This window comes from Sphingopyxis panaciterrae (assembly GCF_011762125.1).
Classification (GTDB): domain Bacteria; phylum Pseudomonadota; class Alphaproteobacteria; order Sphingomonadales; family Sphingomonadaceae; genus Sphingopyxis; species Sphingopyxis panaciterrae.
Map to the genome: position 1 here is coordinate 96,495 of NZ_JAASQN010000007.1, position 17,176 is coordinate 113,670.

General features: G+C 68.6%; 21 protein-coding genes. 1 reads left to right on the forward strand and 20 read right to left on the reverse strand.

Going from position 1 to position 17,176, the window contains the following annotated elements; all coding sequences use genetic code 11:
- Positions 1-73: 73 nt before the first annotated feature.
- The 15 genes from FHR22_RS19890 to FHR22_RS19960 all read right to left on the reverse strand — a co-directional run bounded on the left by FHR22_RS19890 (position 74) and on the right by FHR22_RS19960 (position 13,398).
- Entirely contained in the window at positions 74-868 is a 795-nt protein-coding gene (locus FHR22_RS19890) for a helix-turn-helix transcriptional regulator (RefSeq protein WP_166945521.1), read from the reverse strand.
- A gap of 78 nt (positions 869-946) precedes the next feature.
- On the reverse strand, positions 947-1,897 hold the full coding sequence (locus FHR22_RS19895; protein WP_166945523.1) for a FecR family protein: 951 nt from the start codon (positions 1,895-1,897) through the stop codon (positions 947-949).
- 14 nt (positions 1,898-1,911) lie between these two features.
- A complete protein-coding gene (locus tag FHR22_RS19900; protein WP_166945525.1) occupies positions 1,912-2,454 on the reverse strand; it encodes an RNA polymerase sigma factor in 543 nt (180 codons plus the stop codon).
- Between the two features lie 37 nt (positions 2,455-2,491).
- Positions 2,492-3,163: an energy transducer TonB family protein gene (locus FHR22_RS19905; protein WP_166945527.1), complete on the reverse strand. Its 672-nt coding sequence runs from the start codon at positions 3,161-3,163 to the stop codon at positions 2,492-2,494.
- Positions 3,160-3,807 carry an STN domain-containing protein gene (locus tag FHR22_RS19910; protein ID WP_166945529.1) on the reverse strand — a complete coding sequence of 216 codons (648 nt, stop codon included), beginning with the start codon at positions 3,805-3,807 and terminating at the stop codon, positions 3,160-3,162. The genes FHR22_RS19905 and FHR22_RS19910 overlap by 4 nt, the downstream gene beginning before the upstream one ends.
- Before the next feature lie 516 nt (positions 3,808-4,323).
- Positions 4,324-5,439, reverse strand: a complete 1,116-nt coding sequence (locus FHR22_RS19915) for an OmpA family protein (protein WP_166945531.1) — start codon at positions 5,437-5,439, stop codon at positions 4,324-4,326.
- Positions 5,440-5,568: 129 nt separating this feature from the next.
- Positions 5,569-6,012, reverse strand: a complete 444-nt coding sequence (locus tag FHR22_RS19920) for a DUF2793 domain-containing protein (RefSeq protein WP_166945533.1) — start codon at positions 6,010-6,012, stop codon at positions 5,569-5,571.
- Positions 6,013-6,024: 12 nt separating this feature from the next.
- Positions 6,025-8,199, reverse strand: a complete 2,175-nt coding sequence (locus FHR22_RS19925; protein WP_166945535.1) for a phage tail protein — start codon at positions 8,197-8,199, stop codon at positions 6,025-6,027.
- 141 nt (positions 8,200-8,340) lie between these two features.
- Positions 8,341-8,751 (reverse strand): NlpC/P60 family protein, encoded by a 411-nt coding sequence (locus FHR22_RS19930; RefSeq protein WP_341787021.1) that lies wholly within the window; start codon positions 8,749-8,751, stop codon positions 8,341-8,343.
- Positions 8,744-9,592: a DUF2163 domain-containing protein gene (locus FHR22_RS19935; protein ID WP_166945537.1), complete on the reverse strand. Its 849-nt coding sequence runs from the start codon at positions 9,590-9,592 to the stop codon at positions 8,744-8,746. The genes FHR22_RS19930 and FHR22_RS19935 overlap by 8 nt, the downstream gene beginning before the upstream one ends.
- Positions 9,586-11,910, reverse strand: a complete 2,325-nt coding sequence (locus FHR22_RS19940; protein ID WP_166945539.1) for a DUF2460 domain-containing protein — start codon at positions 11,908-11,910, stop codon at positions 9,586-9,588. Before FHR22_RS19940 ends, FHR22_RS19935 begins: the two co-directional genes overlap by 7 nt.
- Entirely contained in the window at positions 11,910-12,488 is a 579-nt protein-coding gene (locus FHR22_RS19945) for a tail tape measure protein (RefSeq protein WP_166945541.1), read from the reverse strand. Before FHR22_RS19945 ends, FHR22_RS19940 begins: the two co-directional genes overlap by 1 nt.
- Positions 12,481-12,681 (reverse strand): phage tail assembly chaperone, encoded by a 201-nt coding sequence (locus FHR22_RS19950; protein WP_425057480.1) that lies wholly within the window; start codon positions 12,679-12,681, stop codon positions 12,481-12,483. The genes FHR22_RS19945 and FHR22_RS19950 overlap by 8 nt, the downstream gene beginning before the upstream one ends.
- Position 12,682: 1 nt before the next feature.
- Positions 12,683-12,979 carry a gene transfer agent family protein gene (locus tag FHR22_RS19955; protein ID WP_166945778.1) on the reverse strand — a complete coding sequence of 99 codons (297 nt, stop codon included), beginning with the start codon at positions 12,977-12,979 and terminating at the stop codon, positions 12,683-12,685.
- An 11-nt stretch (positions 12,980-12,990) separates the two neighbouring features.
- Positions 12,991-13,398 (reverse strand): phage major tail protein, TP901-1 family, encoded by a 408-nt coding sequence (locus FHR22_RS19960; protein ID WP_166945543.1) that lies wholly within the window; start codon positions 13,396-13,398, stop codon positions 12,991-12,993.
- Positions 13,399-13,446: 48 nt separating this feature from the next.
- Between FHR22_RS19960 and FHR22_RS19965 the strand changes: the two genes are divergently transcribed.
- Positions 13,447-13,782 carry a hypothetical protein gene (locus FHR22_RS19965; RefSeq protein ID WP_166945545.1) on the forward strand — a complete coding sequence of 112 codons (336 nt, stop codon included), beginning with the start codon at positions 13,447-13,449 and terminating at the stop codon, positions 13,780-13,782.
- Between the two features lie 262 nt (positions 13,783-14,044).
- On the opposite strand, the gene gp17 is transcribed toward FHR22_RS19965, so the two are convergent.
- From gp17 to FHR22_RS19990, 5 genes are read right to left on the reverse strand one after another with little or no spacing between them, the layout of a single operon-like run.
- Positions 14,045-14,437 (reverse strand): tail completion protein gp17, encoded by a 393-nt coding sequence (gp17, locus tag FHR22_RS19970; protein ID WP_166945547.1) that lies wholly within the window; start codon positions 14,435-14,437, stop codon positions 14,045-14,047.
- Entirely contained in the window at positions 14,434-14,982 is a 549-nt protein-coding gene (locus FHR22_RS19975) for a head-tail connector protein (RefSeq protein WP_166945549.1), read from the reverse strand. Before FHR22_RS19975 ends, gp17 begins: the two co-directional genes overlap by 4 nt.
- Positions 14,982-15,263, reverse strand: a complete 282-nt coding sequence (locus FHR22_RS19980) for a phage fiber-tail adaptor protein (protein ID WP_166945551.1) — start codon at positions 15,261-15,263, stop codon at positions 14,982-14,984. Before FHR22_RS19980 ends, FHR22_RS19975 begins: the two co-directional genes overlap by 1 nt.
- 20 nt (positions 15,264-15,283) lie before the next feature.
- On the reverse strand, positions 15,284-15,448 hold the full coding sequence (locus FHR22_RS19985; protein WP_166945553.1) for a hypothetical protein: 165 nt from the start codon (positions 15,446-15,448) through the stop codon (positions 15,284-15,286).
- The gene (locus FHR22_RS19990; RefSeq protein WP_166945555.1) at positions 15,445-17,085 is read right to left on the reverse strand and encodes a tail fiber domain-containing protein; all 1,641 of its coding nucleotides are present in this window, start codon (positions 17,083-17,085) and stop codon (positions 15,445-15,447) included. The genes FHR22_RS19985 and FHR22_RS19990 overlap by 4 nt, the downstream gene beginning before the upstream one ends.
- Positions 17,086-17,176: the final 91 nt, after the last annotated feature.

Genomic DNA, 17,176 nt, shown 5'->3' on the forward strand with positions numbered 1-17,176 from the left:
TGCCCGGATCAATATTGACCCAGGCAGATATTATGAGGAGTATTATTTTTATATTTTAGTTATATTATATTCTTCAACCGGCTTGCGACGACCGCACCCTGGCGCCTTCCCGAAACGATCCGTCCCACGACGCATCGAGGATCGCGAAAAACGCGATGGCGTCCGCCCTGCTCCGGGTGCCCAGTTTTTCCCGGATTCCCCGGAAATGGAATTTGACGGTCTCTTCGACGATCTCGAGCTGCTCGGCGACGGCGCTGTTCGTCAGCCCTTGCGCGGCGAGTTCGAGAATCTCGATTTCGCGGCGGGACAGCGGCGTGCGGCCGCGAACGAGCGAAAGCCGTTCGATCGTGCGCGCTGTCAACACGGTCGCGACAAAGAAGAGATCGAGAAAGGACGGCGGCAGGGTCCGCAATACCGGCGGAGCAGCGATCGCGTCGGCGATCGCCACGCGCCCGCCGCGACCCCATACGGCGACGCTCACGCCGCCTTCGACCCCGGCCCTGCGCAGGTTTGCCATGACATCTCTGGCGAAAGCCGACTTCTCTCCGGGCCATTCGTCCGAGGTCCACATAAAGGGTTCGATCGCGCGCCGTGCAAAGCGCCGGACCGGGTCGCGCCCGTCGAAGCCGATGCTGCGCACGCGGTCGGCCGTTTCGCCGTCCAGCGTCGACCATTGCACCGTCTGGTTGGCAAGGTCGCCCGGCGGAATGAAGGTCAGGATCAGATCGGGGAGGCCCTGCGCCTGCAGAAAGCAGGCCAGCAGGTCGAACGCGTCCTTGCGCGTCCGGACCTGCGCCAGCCGGCGCGACAGCGTGGGAAGCCCGGCGTCGGGCGTTTCCGGCGGTTTCATGGCAAGAGACGCACTCATTTCATTCCCCTCGCTCCGATGACGTCCGGGGGCCGGGAAATGCGAAATCTTTTTTCGGGTCGGCGATGGGTCAGGACCCTAATTTCGCAGGATCGCAATGCCTCCCGGAAGCCGGATGACCTTCATGCCGAGCGACTTTGCGATATGGTCGACCGCAAAATCCGCGCGTTCGAGGTGGATGACACCGCTGATCCGGACGTCGTTGCGGCTGCCCAGCAGATAGACGCGCCCCGGGCGATAGCGGTTGAGTTCGGCAATCACTTCGCCCGCCGGGCGGTCCTTGAACAGAAACAGGTCGCGCTGCCACGCAGCGCCGCTTTCGGCGACGTCGCGGGGGGTCGGCCGGACCTCGCCCGCCCGGAAGTCGAAACTGGCCCCGGCATCGACCGTCGCGCGGCCGCCCTGCGACACCACCTCGATCTGCCCTTCCAGACAGGCAACGCGCATCAGCCCGCCGTCCGACCGCATCGAAAAACGCGCGACCTGTGCACGGACCTCGACATCCTTTGCCGTGGCGATCAGCCCGCGCCCCGGGTCGCAGGTCGCCGAAATCAGCGCCTCGCCTTGCGACAGCTCGACGCGCGGCTCCGCGGCATCGGCCCAGAACAGCAGTCGCGAATCGGTGTTGAGTTCGGCGCTGACCTCGGGATCGAGCCGGACGTAGCGGCGCTCGCCCTTGCCCGTGCGATATTCGCGCGCGCCCGCCGGGACGGGCGCCGCCAGGGGCACGAGCGCCACCGCCGCGGCGGCGGCCATCGCGGCTCCGCCGCCGATGAACCAGCGGCGCGAAACGCCCTGGCTGGCCGCCGGCAAGGTTGCGCCGTCGACCAGTGCCGGTCCCAGTTGCTCCCAAAGGCGGGCGGCCCGGCGGAACGCGCCTTCATTCTCCTCGTTTTGCGCGCGCCACGACAGCAGCATGTCGAGGTCGCGCTGCGTCGCCTCGCCCGATTTCAGGCGCACGACCCAGCTACGCGCCATCGCGTCGCGGTCGGGCCATCTTCCCAGTTCATTATTGTCGGGCGTCGTCAACTTGGGTCAGTCCTTCAATGACGAGACGGTTTTTGCCGGCCATAAGCGAAATCCTCCCGTTCGTTTTTATTCAGATATTCGGCGCAATGGTCGAGCGCGCAGCGCAGCTCCATCTCGACGGTTCGCGTCGACACGCCCAATTCCACCGCGATTTCGCGACACGACCGCTCGTGAATCCGAACGGCGATCAATATCATGCGCCGCCTTTCGGTCAGCGCGGCAATCGCCGCTTCGAGCTGCCCGACCGCCTCGCGATCTTCCGCCGTGCGTGCGATAGAGGGCGCCGGATCGGGGATGTCGAACGCGGCTTCGATCTGGTCCGCCAGCGAATGCCGCTTCGCCGACCTGCGAAGGTCGGATGCGGCGTTCAGGGTCAGACGGAACAGATAGGCCGGCGCATCGCGCACCGTATAGGATTTGTCGGTCGTGCGCAGTTTGACATAGACCTCGTTCAATGCCTCATCGGCGAGGTCGGCCGAACCGAGGCGGCGGCGCAGCCGCTCCCGGAAATCGGGATAGAGTTGCATGAAACGCTGGAGGAGGGTGAAGGTCTCCATGACGCTAGCGGGCCGGCACGGACGGGCGCATCGGCACTCACCCCTGGACCTGGAAGTCGATGGGCACATCGACCTCGATCGGCACGGCCAGTTCGGCTGGCACCTGCGGCAGCGGTTCGGACCGCCACAGCGCGGCCAGCGCCTTTTCGCCGATCAGGCTGTTCGGCGACCGCAGGACGCGCGCATCGACGACGCGCCCGTCGCGCGCGACCCGGAAGCGCAGCATGACCAGCCCGGCGTCGTTCCGTCCGATGCGATCGCCGCGGCGCCGGCTGTGTGCCGCGATATGCTTGCGCAAGATCGCGCCATAGGCCGACTTGCCCGTCCCCGCGAGCGGATCGTCCGCCAGCAGGCTCGCCAGCTCGGCGTCGAATTTCGCGTTGCCGGCGCGGGGCGCTTCGCCGGATCCCTTGGTCCGGACCGCCACATCGCTATGCTCCTGCGTGAACGGCAGATCGCGAACGTCGGGAACCCCGCCCCCGGCGCGCGACGGGCCGGCAGCGGAGTCAGGCGACAAAAGCTCGACCGTCATCGGCTCGCCGCTCAGCGCCTCGCGCGATCCGCCCCCGCCATTCCCGGCGTAAGCGAAGCAAAAAAGGAGGATGCCCCCCAAATGAAGAGATGCGGAGAGCGCGATTCCCGCCCCGTGCCCGCCCTCATCCGGCGCAGGACCTTTGCCGCCCGCATCGATCCCGGCGATATCGTTCATTGCGCGACGATCCGCAGCCCGACGGGCTGGGGCATATTCGCAGGCGGGGGCGAGCCGACGGTCATGCCGTCGAGCAATTTCCGCGCGATTATCAGCGCCTCGTCGTTGCTCCCGGCACCGAAGCCATCGAGAGCAGTGATCCGCCCGTCGGCCGATAACCAGACATAGAGCGTAAAATCATAGGGCCGCGTCCCCAACTCGCTGGACCGGCGCAAGAGCGAGAGGCTCGCCCTGAGCAGCTTTTCGCCATACCAACGATATTCGTCGTTGCTTGCCCGGAAAGCCGAGGTCAGCACGTCGATCTCTTCGAGCGACATGTCCGGCGGTGCCTGGCGCGCCGCCGATTCAAGGATGATGGCGTCGGGGCGGGTGAAGCGCGGCACAAGGCCGCTGCCCTCCAGCATCTGCATCAATGCGTCATACGCCGTCCGCGCGTTGTGGACCGGGCCTGCCCGTTTGCCTGCGATCAGCTCTTCGGCGACGATAACGTCGTATCCGTTGCGCTTGCCAAACTGGCGCAGCGCATCGGCCAGGGGTTGTCCTGCGGTGACGCCCCAATCATCCTGCTGCCCGCGCGCGCCCGCTGGTTCCGCCACTAGCACCTGCAGAAAGAAGGCCAGTGACAGAGCGAGGGCGCGCAGCATGCCGCCGCCAGAATATCTCGTCTGCCCCATCTAGTTTGATCGACCCCGTGCAGCGGCCATCGCAAGTAGGGCGCCAGTTGCGCCGCCAGCATTGCAATTTAGTGACGATCGACCGCCGCACCGCCGAGGGCGCACGATATCAACGCTCGGCGGTGAATCCTGACCATATCCGGCCGAGACTTTCCGTTTCACTCGCGCGCCAGGGCATCCGGCATCGACCTTAAAGGGTTTTCGAATGCCGGCTTTCGGATTGATTGCGCGCAACAGGAAACGTCGGAAATCAGGCGCGAAGCTGCCTGTCGCCGTTTGCCATGGGGGCCGAAATCGCTATTTCCAGCGAGTTATACCGTCGATGTGCCCGCGAAGGCGGGGGCGACGAATTTGGCAATGTCCGCGCCGCCCTCCCCCGAAGCAGCCGGCCTTCACCCGAATCCGCAGCCGCCATGAAGAAAGGGCGGCACCTTGCGGTACCGCCCTTCTTTGTCTTCCAGTCCCTGTCGGGAGCGGAAACCGGTCTTACATGCCCGAGTTCGGACCGTAAGTGATTTCCACGCGACGGTTCTGGTCGTTGCGGACGCCATCGGCGGTCGCAACGGCCGGACGGGTTTCGCCGAACGCCTGCGCGCTGATCGAGCCATCCGAGACACCGCGAGCGGTGAGGTAGCTGCGAACCGCGGTGTTGCGGCGTTCCGACAGACCGACGTTGTACTTGGCCGAACCCGAACGGTCAGCGTGACCGGCGAGCATGACCTGCGTACCCGTGCAGCCCTGGTTATAGGCGCTGATCGCGTTGTCGAGCGTCGAAGCCGCTTCCGGCGTGATGTTCGACTGATCCCAGTCGAAGTACACGATGTACGGCCCAGGCGCGCAAACCGGCGGCGGCGGCGGGGGCGGCGGGGGAGGCGGCGGGGGCGGGGGCGGCGGAGGCGGCGGCGGAGCTGCCGGCTCGACCGGCTCTGCGCCGCCGAAGTTGAACGTCAGCGTACCGAGCAGCGAGTGCGAACGGAAGCGCGTCGAAACGTCGCGGCCAACCTGGTCGACCAGGTCGACGCCGTTGACGTTGAAGAAACGATACTTCAGGCCCACGTCGATGTTGCGGGTCAGCGGCGCACGAACGCCGGCGATCGCCTGCCAGGCAAAGCCCGTGTCCGAATCGTCGATGAACGGACCGGCGAAGACCGGCTCGACCGAAACGCGAGCAACACCGGCACCACCGCCGACAAAGCCCTGGATGCCGTCATCGTCGCCGAAGTCGAGCATGCCATTGACCATGAAGCTCAGGGCGTTCGAATCGCCGTTCAGCGGCGTGCTGCCGGTGAACGAACCACCGCCAGCGACCTGGCTCGGAATTCCCGGAGCACCGAAGGTACCACCCTTGATATCGGCTTCTTTGTAGCCGACTTCGACTTCCGCGCGGAATCCGCCGAAATCGTAACCGACCGTACCTTCGAAGTCGTAACCGGTGCGGTGATCGAGCGTGCCAGCATTTTTGGTGGCGCCGATGTCGAGGTCCATGTCCTCGACGATCATCACACCACCACCAACACCCACGTACCAGGAGTCGTCGCGCGCCAGAGCAGGCGACGCCAGGGCAGTGGAGGCCAACGCCATAGCGACGGCAAGCTTCCTCATAGTAATTCCCCTTTCAATTGAGATATACGTCTCGCCAGACGTCCTACTCGCGCCTTTGGTTCCGTGCAAGCGAACAAATCATCATTCTGTTGCCAAAAAGTCGCACTTTCAACGCGAGCAGAAGCAAATTCAGCCTGAAATCAGAAGACCATGCGCCGCAAGGAGCGTGATCAGCGCTGCCAGCACGCTACGCGCTTCGGAGTCGATTGTCGACCCGCCCGACGGCCCCGCAATTTCTGCCGGGGCGATCCAGCCTTCGCCGTCGAAGCGGAGCCAGGCCCCGTCGGCCAGCCGCACCACGCGCATCCCGGCGCGGGCGGCGACGAAACGCCAGCCTCCAGAGGTCCGGATCGCGAGCATGTCCGCTTGGCCGGCCCAGCCGCCCGTCGCGCCCGCACCGACCAGCCAGCACTGCCCCTCGCCGGCCTCGGCGGGTGGGTCGGCCTGCGGCCCGGCTTCGACCGCGGCCTGAACCAGCGCGTCGATCAGAGCCAGCGCCTCATTGTGCGTGACCTCCTTTTGCGCCTGCGCGACGGTCAGCAGCGGCAGGCCGAATCTGGGAGTCGAGGACATGGCTTTCTCCTTTTATATCAACGTCAAGATAAGCGGCGCCGACACCGCGAAATCACCCAGCTGACGAATCGCGATCGCGGAGCCGGGCGGCAGCACCGCCATCGTCGCGGCGTCGATATGCAGGCTCGCCGACGGGCATTCCCACGGCCCGATGCCCGGCACCGCGGGAACCAGCGTCGCGCGCCACGCCTCGCGGCTTTCACCGAGCGGCAGGTCGATATGGTCGCGCCAGCCGGTATCGACCCGGCTCCGGCGGACCCATATGACATCGACGCCGCCCGAACCGTCCGGCTGCACGCGTCCGTGCACCGGTGCCGGCGGGCGCAGCGCCTGCCCCGCATCGGGCACGGCGACCTCCGCGATGCTCGTGTCGTTTCGCGCCGCCCACTGCACGATCGCGCTTCCGCTTTCCGCGGCGCGGGCAAGCTCGTCGGGCAACATCAGCACGGCCGGGTCGTCGATCAGCGCGAAAGCTTCGCCCGCGTCGTGCGCACCCGCGCCGGTCGCCGCGCGTCCGCGCAGGAATCGCGACAGCCGCCAGACCCCCGGCTCCAGTGCCTCCGCGACCCCGAACTGCAGCAATTCACTGCCGATCATCGCCCGATTCGCGCCGCCGAGCAGCCGCGCGTCGTCCGCCGACTCCAGCGTCATCGCCGGATTGACCAGCGTCACCACCGCCGCGTTGACCAGGTCGAACATCGTCTCGCTTCCCGCCGCCAGCGGCTCCGCCAGTGCGCCGAGCGCCGCCGCCGGGCGCAGCGTGCCGGCCGGGACCGGTTCGGACCCGGGCATCGGCACCACCCAGCAATCGGCCCCCCGCCAGCCGTCGTTGCTGCCCGCCGCCACGACCGCCAACTGCGCCGCGGTGGCGGCCGGGCTTTGCAGATTGGGCAGGTCGAACACGCGCACCATACCGGTCGCGTCGGCCCAGTCGGGCGGACTCACCGGGGTGCCCGGGTCGGCGGGCGCAATATCGCCCGTAAAGGGCTGGTGGCGCCGCAGCTCAAGCCGCACATCGTTCGCACGCACGGTCCGGCTCGCGATCCGCCACGCGCTTCCGTCGGCGAGCATGACGGTTCCGCCGACCGCCAGCGCCAGCGCGCCAAGATCGGCCTGCCACACCACCGTCTCGCGGCCGTCCGCGGCCGCTGCCGCAAGCTGCTGCGCCAGCGCACGCGCCGAACCGGCGGCGAGCACCGCGGGCAAGTCGACCCGTTCCTCGCGAACCCCGCCGCCCGCGACCGCGCTCGCCTGCTGTCCCAGCTGATAATCGCGCTCCGGCTCATAATGGCGCAGCCTGATCGTGCCCGGCAGCGACGACAGCGCCGCACGGCTCCGCTCGATCCGGTCACCCGCCATTTCGGTGCGCCGCATCTCGCGAAACCCGGCCAGCGCGACCGGCGCCCGCCCGGTCCCGGCCGGCGCGAGGTGCCAGCCGCCGGGATCGCTCACCAGCCGTACCGCATCGACCTCGAACAGCGGCGCCAGCGCGTCGCGTTTCCGGTCGCCCGAGGCGGCATAACCCGCAAAGACCCGCCGTCCGTAGCAGCGTCCCGCTTCGCCCAGCAGCACATCGCCGATCGTCCCCGCGTCAACCGGACCCGCATCGGCCTCGACCTCGAAGGTCAGCGACGGGATGCGATTGCCGAAGTTTGCCAGTTCCAGCTCCTCGAAGACCACATAGGAAAGCCCTCGAAACGCACTGGCCGACGCCATCCCGACCGCCGATGCGATCAGCGGATCGGCCGCCTGGTCCTCGCTTCCGTCATACCAGCGAAAGGTGCAGCGCTCCTGGAACGTCCCGCTCGACCCGCGCAGCAGATTGCCGTCGGCCCAGATCCGCCGGATCGCGCGGATCGGCCGCGACGACAGCGCGACCGCCAGCGACACGGCATAGCTATATTCGGTCACCGACGGCCGCCCCTTGCCGCCGCCGCGCTTGCTCCGCCGCTCGATCAGGTCGGTCGCCCAGATGACACTTCCCGCAACGCGCATGGTCCCGAACAATGAAGGGATCTGCTGACCATAGGTCGACGCCTGCACCTTCAGGTCGGCCAGCCGCGGCCCCTCGCGCCCCTTGGGCTTGAAGATCGCAGCGTCGACCTGCTGGCCCAGCGACGCGCCGATCGCCGCCCCCACCGGCCCGCCGACGAGCCCGCCGACCACCGTCAGCACCAAAGTCGCCATCGCTATGCTCCCGAAATGGAATTTGGATCGCCGGCCCGCCGTATTCGGCCGCGAACAACCGATTGTGAGCGCTCTTTTTTCGTCACCCCGGACTTGATCCGGGGTCCCGCTTGAGGTCCGGGCATGGATGCTGAAACAAGTTCAGCATGACGAGACCAATCGCCACCGCCCCATTTCCTGCCCAATCCCATTGATCGGCGTCTCGACCACGCGCCGCAGCCCGGCATGCGCATGCAAAAGCCGATCCGCCCCTATCAGCCCCAGGTGGAACTGCCCCGCATCGAACGCGATCAGTGCCACGTCCCCCGCGCGCGCCGCATCGGCAACCCGCTCAAATCCGGCAGCGGCCAGCCCCGCCTCGACCCGCGCCCGCGCCCAGCCGCGCAACGGATAGCCGCCCGGCCGTTCCAGCACGCGCCCCGCCGCGGCATAGGCCGCCCACACCAGCCCGACGCAATCGAGCCCGGTGCGCGGATCGCATCCCTGCGGCAGAAACCGCACCCCGACCATCCCCCGCGCCGCCGCGAATGCGCGCGCCGCGATGTCATCCACCGGGGTAGCGCGTCAGCAGGTCATTACCGGGCAGGTGTGCCTCACCACGAAAATTAACCGAATTGGCAAAACGGGACCGGCAGGTCGAAAGCTGCTTGTCGCACCCTTCGGTCAGCCGCACCCGCACCGGCAGCACCGCGGTCAGCGGCGGCGCCTCGGCGAGATGCAGCACCGCGCCCTCGGCACTGATCACCGGGCTTTCCAGCCCGCAATTCGCGCCCTCGATCCACAGCAGGTCGCCGAATATCATCGCTCCCGCTACCGCCCCCGCTACCGGGGCGTCCAGCGTGACCGCCCGCCCTGCGACCGCGACGACGCGCCGCCTGTGCGTCAGCGGTGCCAGGTCGATACGGCACGCCCGGTCGCCCAGGATCGCGCGGCACCCCGGCGACGTCGCGGGGCACGCCGGGCGATCGAGCGCGCGCGTGACGCCCTGCAACTCGGCCGCAAAGGCCGCACCGCGCCGCTCGATCGCCCCCAGCGATCCGCGCGCGACGGTCACCGGCGCCGTGTCCGCCGCGCTCCAGTCGGTCACGAACAATTCCAGTTCGGCGCCGTCCCAGCGCCCGGCGTCGAGATCGTCCATCGCGATCGCCTCGCTCGAAATCGCGCCCTCCAGATCCATCGTCGCGGCATCGAGGCCGTCGCTCGTCTCGATCGCCGACGGCTTCATCCCGGGCGCGGCGCGATAGACGAGCCCCCCGACCACCAGATCGCGATCATGCGAAGTCAGCCCGATGACAACGCCATCGCGCCGCGCCAGCCGCCAGCACCACGCCATCGTCACCAACTCCTCGCGCAGCCAGGCGGGCGCGGCGCTTAACGGTTCGGGCATCACCATGGCGCCCGCACCTCGACCAGCGGCACGCTCGCTATCTCGCCCGCAAGGAAGGTCGCGCGGCTCGCCTCCAGCCGGTCCTCGGCAAAGCGCACCGGCACGTCGAACAGAAATCCCGCGCGCACCGCGGCCCCGGCGGCCGGCGCCGCGTCGAGCAGCACCTCGCCCGCTTCGGTCATCGCGAACGCCGCCGTCTCGACCCCGCCCACCGATACCCGCACGCTGCCGTTCACCGCCAGCCGGATCGCGCGCGCCTGCACCGCGTCGCCGCTGCCATAATATTTGACCAGCGCGAACTGCCGCCGGCTGCCGTCGCCCACCCCCAGCCACTGGTCGATCGCCGACGGCACGCCGCCGCCGTCCGCCGAGCTGCAATCGAACGGATCGCGAAACCGAAACGCCCGCGCCGCCCCGCGCCGGGCGCGAAAGAAATCGCTCAGCGCGCGCACGTCGCTTTCGGACCGGATCCCCGGCCCCGCGTCGTAGCGCATCCGCGCCTCGGCCCATTCGCTCGCGCGCTGCTCGTGCCCCGACGGCGAGCTGATGATCTGCGTCGAAAATTCGGTCACGACCAGCGCCTCGCGCCCGATCGCCAGCGGGAAATCCACCGCGTCATAAGCCTGCATCTCGCCCTCCCCGTCGAATGTCACGAAACCGTCGCGCGCGACCTGCGGCAGCGCCCAGACGAAAGTCCGCGCCACCCCCGCGCGCCGCGCGCTATCCGCGGCATCGGCGATCGCCGCCCACTGCGCGCGCTGTTCGGCCAGCAGCACGAATCCCGAAAAATAATGCTGTTCCGCAATCGGATAGCCGAGCCGAGCCGCCATCACCCCCCGCGCTCCCGCGGTTTCCGCCCCGCGCCCGCCGGTCACCCAGTCATAATCCTCGAGCTGCAGCACATCGAACGCCGGCGCCGCCCAGCCCGCCGGCACATTCGCGCGCCGCACCTCGGGCGCCGCGGTATCGAGCACCGTCGGCAGGAAGACGAGCAAATGGCTGACCAGCCCCGCCGCCCCCGCCTCGTCGCGCGCCGCCGCGACCAGCGCCCCGGTCGATGTCGCGAGCAAGTCCCCCAACGCATCGAGCATCGCCAGCTGCCCGGCATCGAGCGTCCCGCCTATATCGGCAATCGCCACGCTCGCTCCGCCCAGCGCCGCCGTCGTCGCCGCGTCATAGGCGCAGATGCGGCCTTCGCTTGCGATCCACCACCAGGGCTCGCCGACCTGGAACTTCAGCGGCAGTCCCGCCGCCGCCCCGATCGCGACAAACGCCCGCGCGACCAGCTGCAAATATCCCATCGCCGCGGCATTGGCGGGCGACAACAGGGTCGACGGCGGTTCCCACCCGGTCAGCGCCGGGTCGCCATCCGCCGTCCGCTGCTTCCAGTCGCCCCAGCAATAGGCGTCGAAATATTCATACGACAGCGACCAGATCACCCCCAGCCCCGCCGCCCGGCACGCGCCCGCAAAGCCCGCATGCCACGCCGCGCACGGCGCGTTGAGCACGCCCCCCGCGAGGCTCGCATAAAAGCCGCCGCCCGATGCCTCGAGCCGCATATAATGGCTCATCCCGACATAATGGACGACGTCGCCGCGATAGCCGAGCCCAACGATCTGCCGCACCAGCCGCGCCGGGGTCAGGTGATAGCTGTCGTCATAACCGCCCGCGATGCCCAGCCCATGCTCGGGCATCACCACATCGCCGATCGCCAGCACCGACCCCGACCCGCTCGACACGATCTCGCTCATCTCGGCCCAGCCTTCGACCGGCGCCGCCAGCACGCCCTCGCCGCCGTCATAGGCCGGCGGCACCAGCGAAACGAACATCCGGTCGATATCGCCCGCCCACACCCGGGCCGCCTCGCCCGGCAACAGGAACCCGCCGTCGAGCGCGTCGAAATCGAGGCTGACGACCGCATCCTCGGCCGTCCCCGCCGCATAATTCCACAGCCGTACATACCAGGCGCGTGGGCTGCCCGCCGCATCGCGCCCCTCGATCGTCAGCGTCGGCCCGTGCAGCGCGTCGAGCGGCTTGACCCCGCCCGACCGCCAGCGAAATTTCAGTTGCGTGTGCCGGAAATCGCGCTTCGTCTCATAGGCAAGCAGCGGATGATCCCAGCGGTCTTCGCTCTCCCAGATCAGCCCGGCCAGATCCTGCTTGCGATAGAAAACCGCCTCGACGCGCAGCGCCCGCGGCGCATCGCTCGTCACGCTCGCCATCATCGGCCGCGCAAAATCGACCGTCCAGAAACGCGGATCGAACCGCTTCAGCCACCCTTTGCGATGATGCGGCTCGGCGGCCGCCAACAGGGCCCAGCCCATCAATCCTCTCCCATCGCCACCGCCCGCCGCACCGCGCGCGCCAGCTGCCGCCCGGTCTGCGCCAGCCGCTGCGGTTCACTCCCCGCCTGCCCCTGCACATTCACCGTGATCGCGATATGGCGCACGCCGCCCGCCCCCGCCGCCTCGATCCGCCCGCTTGCGGTCGGCACGAACAGCTCGGGCCCGCGCTCGCCGACGCGATAGGCGCGCCCCGCGCTCACCGGTCCGCCCGTCGCGCGCCCCGGCGCCCCGAACAGCGCCATCGCCACGCTCGTCCCCAGCGACAGCAGCCCGCCGCCGCCGCCCGACCCGCCGCCGCCCATCGCGGCACCGAGCCCGTTCGAAATCGCGACGCGCGCGACGTCGGCCATCACCGACAATATCAGCCGCTTCAGATCCTCGAACCCCAGCTTGCCGGTGCGGATCGCGCGCGACAGCGCGCCCTCGATCGCCCGCCCGGCATGTTCGGCGCCCGCGACCAGCGGCCCGTCCAGCTCGCCGCGCATCGCCGCGATATCGCGGCGAAAGGCGCCGGTGTCGGCGCGCACTGCGACCACCATTTCGTCGATCTCATCCATCGGGACATGCCTCCATCATCGCCGCCAGCGCCGCGCGGTCCACGCCCGCCGCTGCATCATCCTCGCGCCATCCCGCCAGCGCCGCCGCCACATCGGCGGGCGTCGCCGCCCAGAACTCCTCCGGCCGCCACCCCGCGACGCGCGCCATCATGCCCGCGAGCGCCAGCGCCGCGGCGCCAAAAGGCCCGTCCACCTCACCGCCCCTGCAAGATCTGCCCCAGCAGCACGCGCAGCGCCGGGGTCACCGCCGCCAGCCCCTGCGCCACGACCGCCTCGCCGACCGCCTCGCGCGTCAGCGCCGCCGGCCGGTCCCTGACACAATGCCAGAACAGCGAAGCCAGCTCGCCGAGCGCCAGCCGCCCGTCGGCCGCGCGCTCGACCAGCGCGAACAGCGGCCCCAGCTCGCTTTCGGCGGCGACCAGCGCGGCAAAGCTCGGGCGCAGCACATGCACCGCTCCGCCCACTGCCAGTTCGGCCTCGCCGCGCAACATGTTCGCGCCGCTCACAGGCTCACCACCGGGCCGCTCGATTCCAGGCTCAGCGTATAATTGCGCTCGCCGTTATAATCGCCGGCATAGTCGAGCCGCGTGACCAGGAACCGTCCCTGCATCCGCTCGCCGCTTTCAAAGCTCAGCTGATAATCGTCGACCATCCCCGACAGCGCGTGACCGCGCAGCCGCACTTCGGCATCCGACCCGGTGAAAATGCCCGCCGCGCTGACCGACACCGATCGCACTCCGGCCCCTGACAACAGCTCGCGCCAGCCGCCTGAATCCTTGGTCGTGACGTTCACCGCCTCGCCGTTCACCGACAATTGCGTCGTGCGCAACCCGGCGACGGTGGCATAGGCGGGCGGCGCCGCGCCGTCGCCGATCTTGAGCAGAAAAGCGCTCCCATTTTCGATTGCCATGGTTTAATCTCCTCATCAGAAAAATCACTGCAAACGGGGAGTCGCAGGATGCTGTTCACGACATTGCTTTTGGCCGCCATGGCGCCCGCACCGACCGCTGCGGTCGACACGTCGCGCGTCGCTTTCACCAAATGCCTCAACACCAGCATGAAGAAGGCGCTCGACGACAAGGTCGGCGCCGCCGAATATGAAATATCCATCAAGTCGGTCTGCGAAACCGAACGCGCCGCCTTCCGCACCGCGGTGATCGCGCTCAACCGCTCGGGCGGCGATTCGGAAGCCGACGCCGCCGAAAATGCCGACATGCAGGTCGAGGATTATCACGCGAACTTCGTCGACAAGTTCAAGGATTATTCGGAAAACAACTCGCGCCCCAGCGACTAGACCCCCGCCGTTTCGTCACCCCATCACACCGCTCGCCGCCTCCCGGATCCGATGTCCGTTTTGGGGTGGGGAGCGGACGTTCCGATAGCCGTCATCCCGGCAACGATCGACCGCTTTCGCCCTTTCCCTCGTCATCCCGGGCTTGACCCGGGATCCCGCTTTTTTGAGGGCAACGCAGGTTTCAACGTCCAGCGGGACCCCGGATCAAGTCCGGGGTGACGATAAGGGTAATGCCCGCTACCGGCCGAACCCGCCCCACACCCTATCCCGCCAGACACCGGCACCGCACCACCGCCTCGTGCCGCCAGCCGCCATCGCGCGCGAAAGCGAACCGCGTCCGCATCACCCGCGCCGCGACGATGCTCCAGCCGCCGGCCTCGCCGCGCAGCATCGCCGCCGCCGCGTCGATCCGCGCCGCCGCGCGATCGTCCGGCACGCCGCCGGCGCCGGCCAGCGCCACCGTCAACCGCACCTCGCGTCCGGCGCGATCCTTCGTCCCCCAATCGACGCCCTCCGCCGCACCCACCGAAACATAGGGTGCGCTCGCGCGGGGCGGCACGCCGTCGAATATGCCGTGCACCAGCCCCGCCAATTCGCCGTCGGCGCTCAGCAGCGCCAGCATCCGCGTCCGCACCGCCTGTTCCGCGCCGCTCATCGCGCCAGCCCGATCCGCCGCCACGGTTGCCACAGCGCCGCGATCATCGCCGGCGGCGTACCGCCCGCACCGCCGCCGCCGTCGCGCGCATCGTGCAGATGCTGCATCATGCGCAGGATGCCGTGGCGGATCGCTTCGGGGATGCCATTCGCGTCGGCCGCCATGCCGGCGCGATAACGCACGCGGACCTGGACCGACGCGCCGGCTTCATCGATCGACACCCAACCGCGCCCGTCGGACGCAATCCGCAGCCGCCAGTCACCATCCGCCACCACGCTTTCATCGCCCGCGCCCGACAGCAGCGTGACATCGTCGACCCCGATCACCGGCCGCACCGCAAGCCGGATCTCGCCCGACCTAATCGGCACCGCATCCTCGGCGCTCCGGATCATCAGCCACTGGCCGACAAAGCTCTCGCAAATATTCGCCGCGGCGCGGATCAGCCCCGCGACCACCGCATCGTCGATGCTCGCCCCCAGCCGCAGCCAGCCGCGTGCCTCGTCAAGCGTTACCGGCGCTTCGCCCGGTTCCAGACTCATCGTCATCACCGCTCCTCCACCCGCACGGTCAACGACCGCTCATCGATCTGGCCGTCGCTCATCGTCACCCGGTTGCTCACGCGATAGACCCGCCCGGCAACACCGCCGGCCAGCGTCGCGGTGGCCCGCACCAGGTCGTGCGCCGCGCCCGCCAGCGCCACGCCGTCCGGCGCCTCGGGTGCGACCGCCCATTCGCTCGTCATCACCGCCTGGCCGTCGGGATAGGCGGCCGCCCAGTCAAATTCGATATCGATCCGGGTGCCCGGATCCTTGACCATCATCGCCATGGCCTTCTCCTTTTCCTTCGTCAGGGTTTCTGCGGCGTCACGCGGCGGTCCGATGCCTTCGGGATCGCCTCGGCGCGCGCTGCGTCGCGCTGCCCGGCGGGCTCGGGGCCCGTCCATTCGCAGGCCAGCGCGCGGCGCGTGACATCACCGATCGCGCGCGAACCCAGCGCCGCCCCGGCGATCATGCCGCCGCCTCAAGCGCTGCCAGCCGCTCTTCCTGCGCCGCGATCAGGAACAGCGCCAGCTGGTCGGGCCGAATGCCGAAGCGGCTACCGGCCGCGCGAACAGTGCGCGTTTCGCCGGTCGGCCGCATCTCGGTCCGCGCGGGCTCGATCTCCGCACCGCTCGCCTCGTCTACGACCGCGGCCACCTCGAACGGCTGTAAAATATCCTCGACCTCCGCGGGCCAGGCATCCCAGCACAGAAAGGCATAGCGCGTCTCGCCCGGCGTCCCGTCGGCTTGCAGCGGATCGACCAGCCCTTCGTCGGCCATGATCTCCCACACCACCTGTGCGCGAACCCCGAAGTGGAAACGCGCCTCGTTCGCGCCGGCCTCGTCGATCCTCGCCAGCCATTGGTAGAAACCAAGCTCGGCGGCGATCCGCCTTGCCGCGCGCAGTTCGGCGGCGGCGGGCGCGCCACGCCACAATTTGTCGCGGGCATCGGACGTGTTGATCGTACCGGTGCCCGCATAGACGACCGACCAGCGCATGGCCGATATTCCCAAAGACTGTGCATTGTCGGCACCCGGGTTTACCCGGCCGTCACCCTGGACGACAAGCCGGTCGGCTCCCCCGGTTATCAGGGTCAAAAATGCTCCGCCGCGCACGCCGGTGCCGCTATTGCCCGCGAACCGCAAACTGGGGGCGGCTGCGCTCCCCACCGGGATGGTCAACAGGCCGCTCAGCGCCGTGTTGCGGCTGTTGTCGACGGTCAGCGCGTCGACATTCTTGATCGCGAGCGAAATTTGCGCGACGCCCGAAGCGGCATTGACGTCGATCCGCGACAGATTGCTGGCCGCGACATGCCGCACCATCAAATGGGGATTGTTGGTGCCGTCGTTGAGCCGCGACAGGAAACTGACGCCGCCGTCGATGGTGGTGAACAGACCCAGTCGTTCGCCGGCAAGCGGCGCGGTTCCGCCGACCGACAGGCCGCCGCTATGCCATCGCGCACTTTCGGCCCCGCCCGCCGCGAACCCGACGGCATTCTCCGCCGCACGGAAAATCCCGGTGTCGAGGTCGGACGAAAACGCCACCGACGGCGCCGCCGCGGTTCCGTTCTGGATGCCCAGGACCCCGCTCAGCGCATGGCGCCCGGCCGCGTCGCGATAGGCCAGGGTCGACAGGGGAATATTGACCCAGTCGGCGCCGCGCCGCACGGTCAGCTTGTCTTCGCTCGTCCCCGTCGCGGCGTCGGCATGACCGGTCGACAGCGGCTGCTTGGCCGCCAGCGCCGCATCCAGCCCGGCGATATCGCCCGCCACCGCCGCGGCCGCGGCATCGGCCGCCCCGAACCAGCCGGCGCCGACCGTCAGTGCGACGGTCTTCAGCCCGATGGCGAAATCGACCCGCGCGCCGGCATATGACGATGCCGCCACGCTGTCGCGGATCAACCGTCCTTCACCATCGATACGGCCCAGCCCCACTTCCCACTGGTCGGGGTGCGCGATGCCGGCAATGGCATAATGAAAACTCGTGTCGACCGGAACGACGCCGGCAAAGCGGCGATGGCCGGGCACCGCGCCGGTCGGCGTCAGCGGCCCGGTCCCGCCCTCCTGGCACAGCTCGCGCACCAGGTCGGCGAAAAAGGGAGTCGGCATGGCAGCGCCATCCTTTTCAGTTGATGTCAGGAAAAATTGGCGCCCGGCCCGCCCGAAAGGGAAGAGCGGTGCCGGACGCCCATCGCGCACC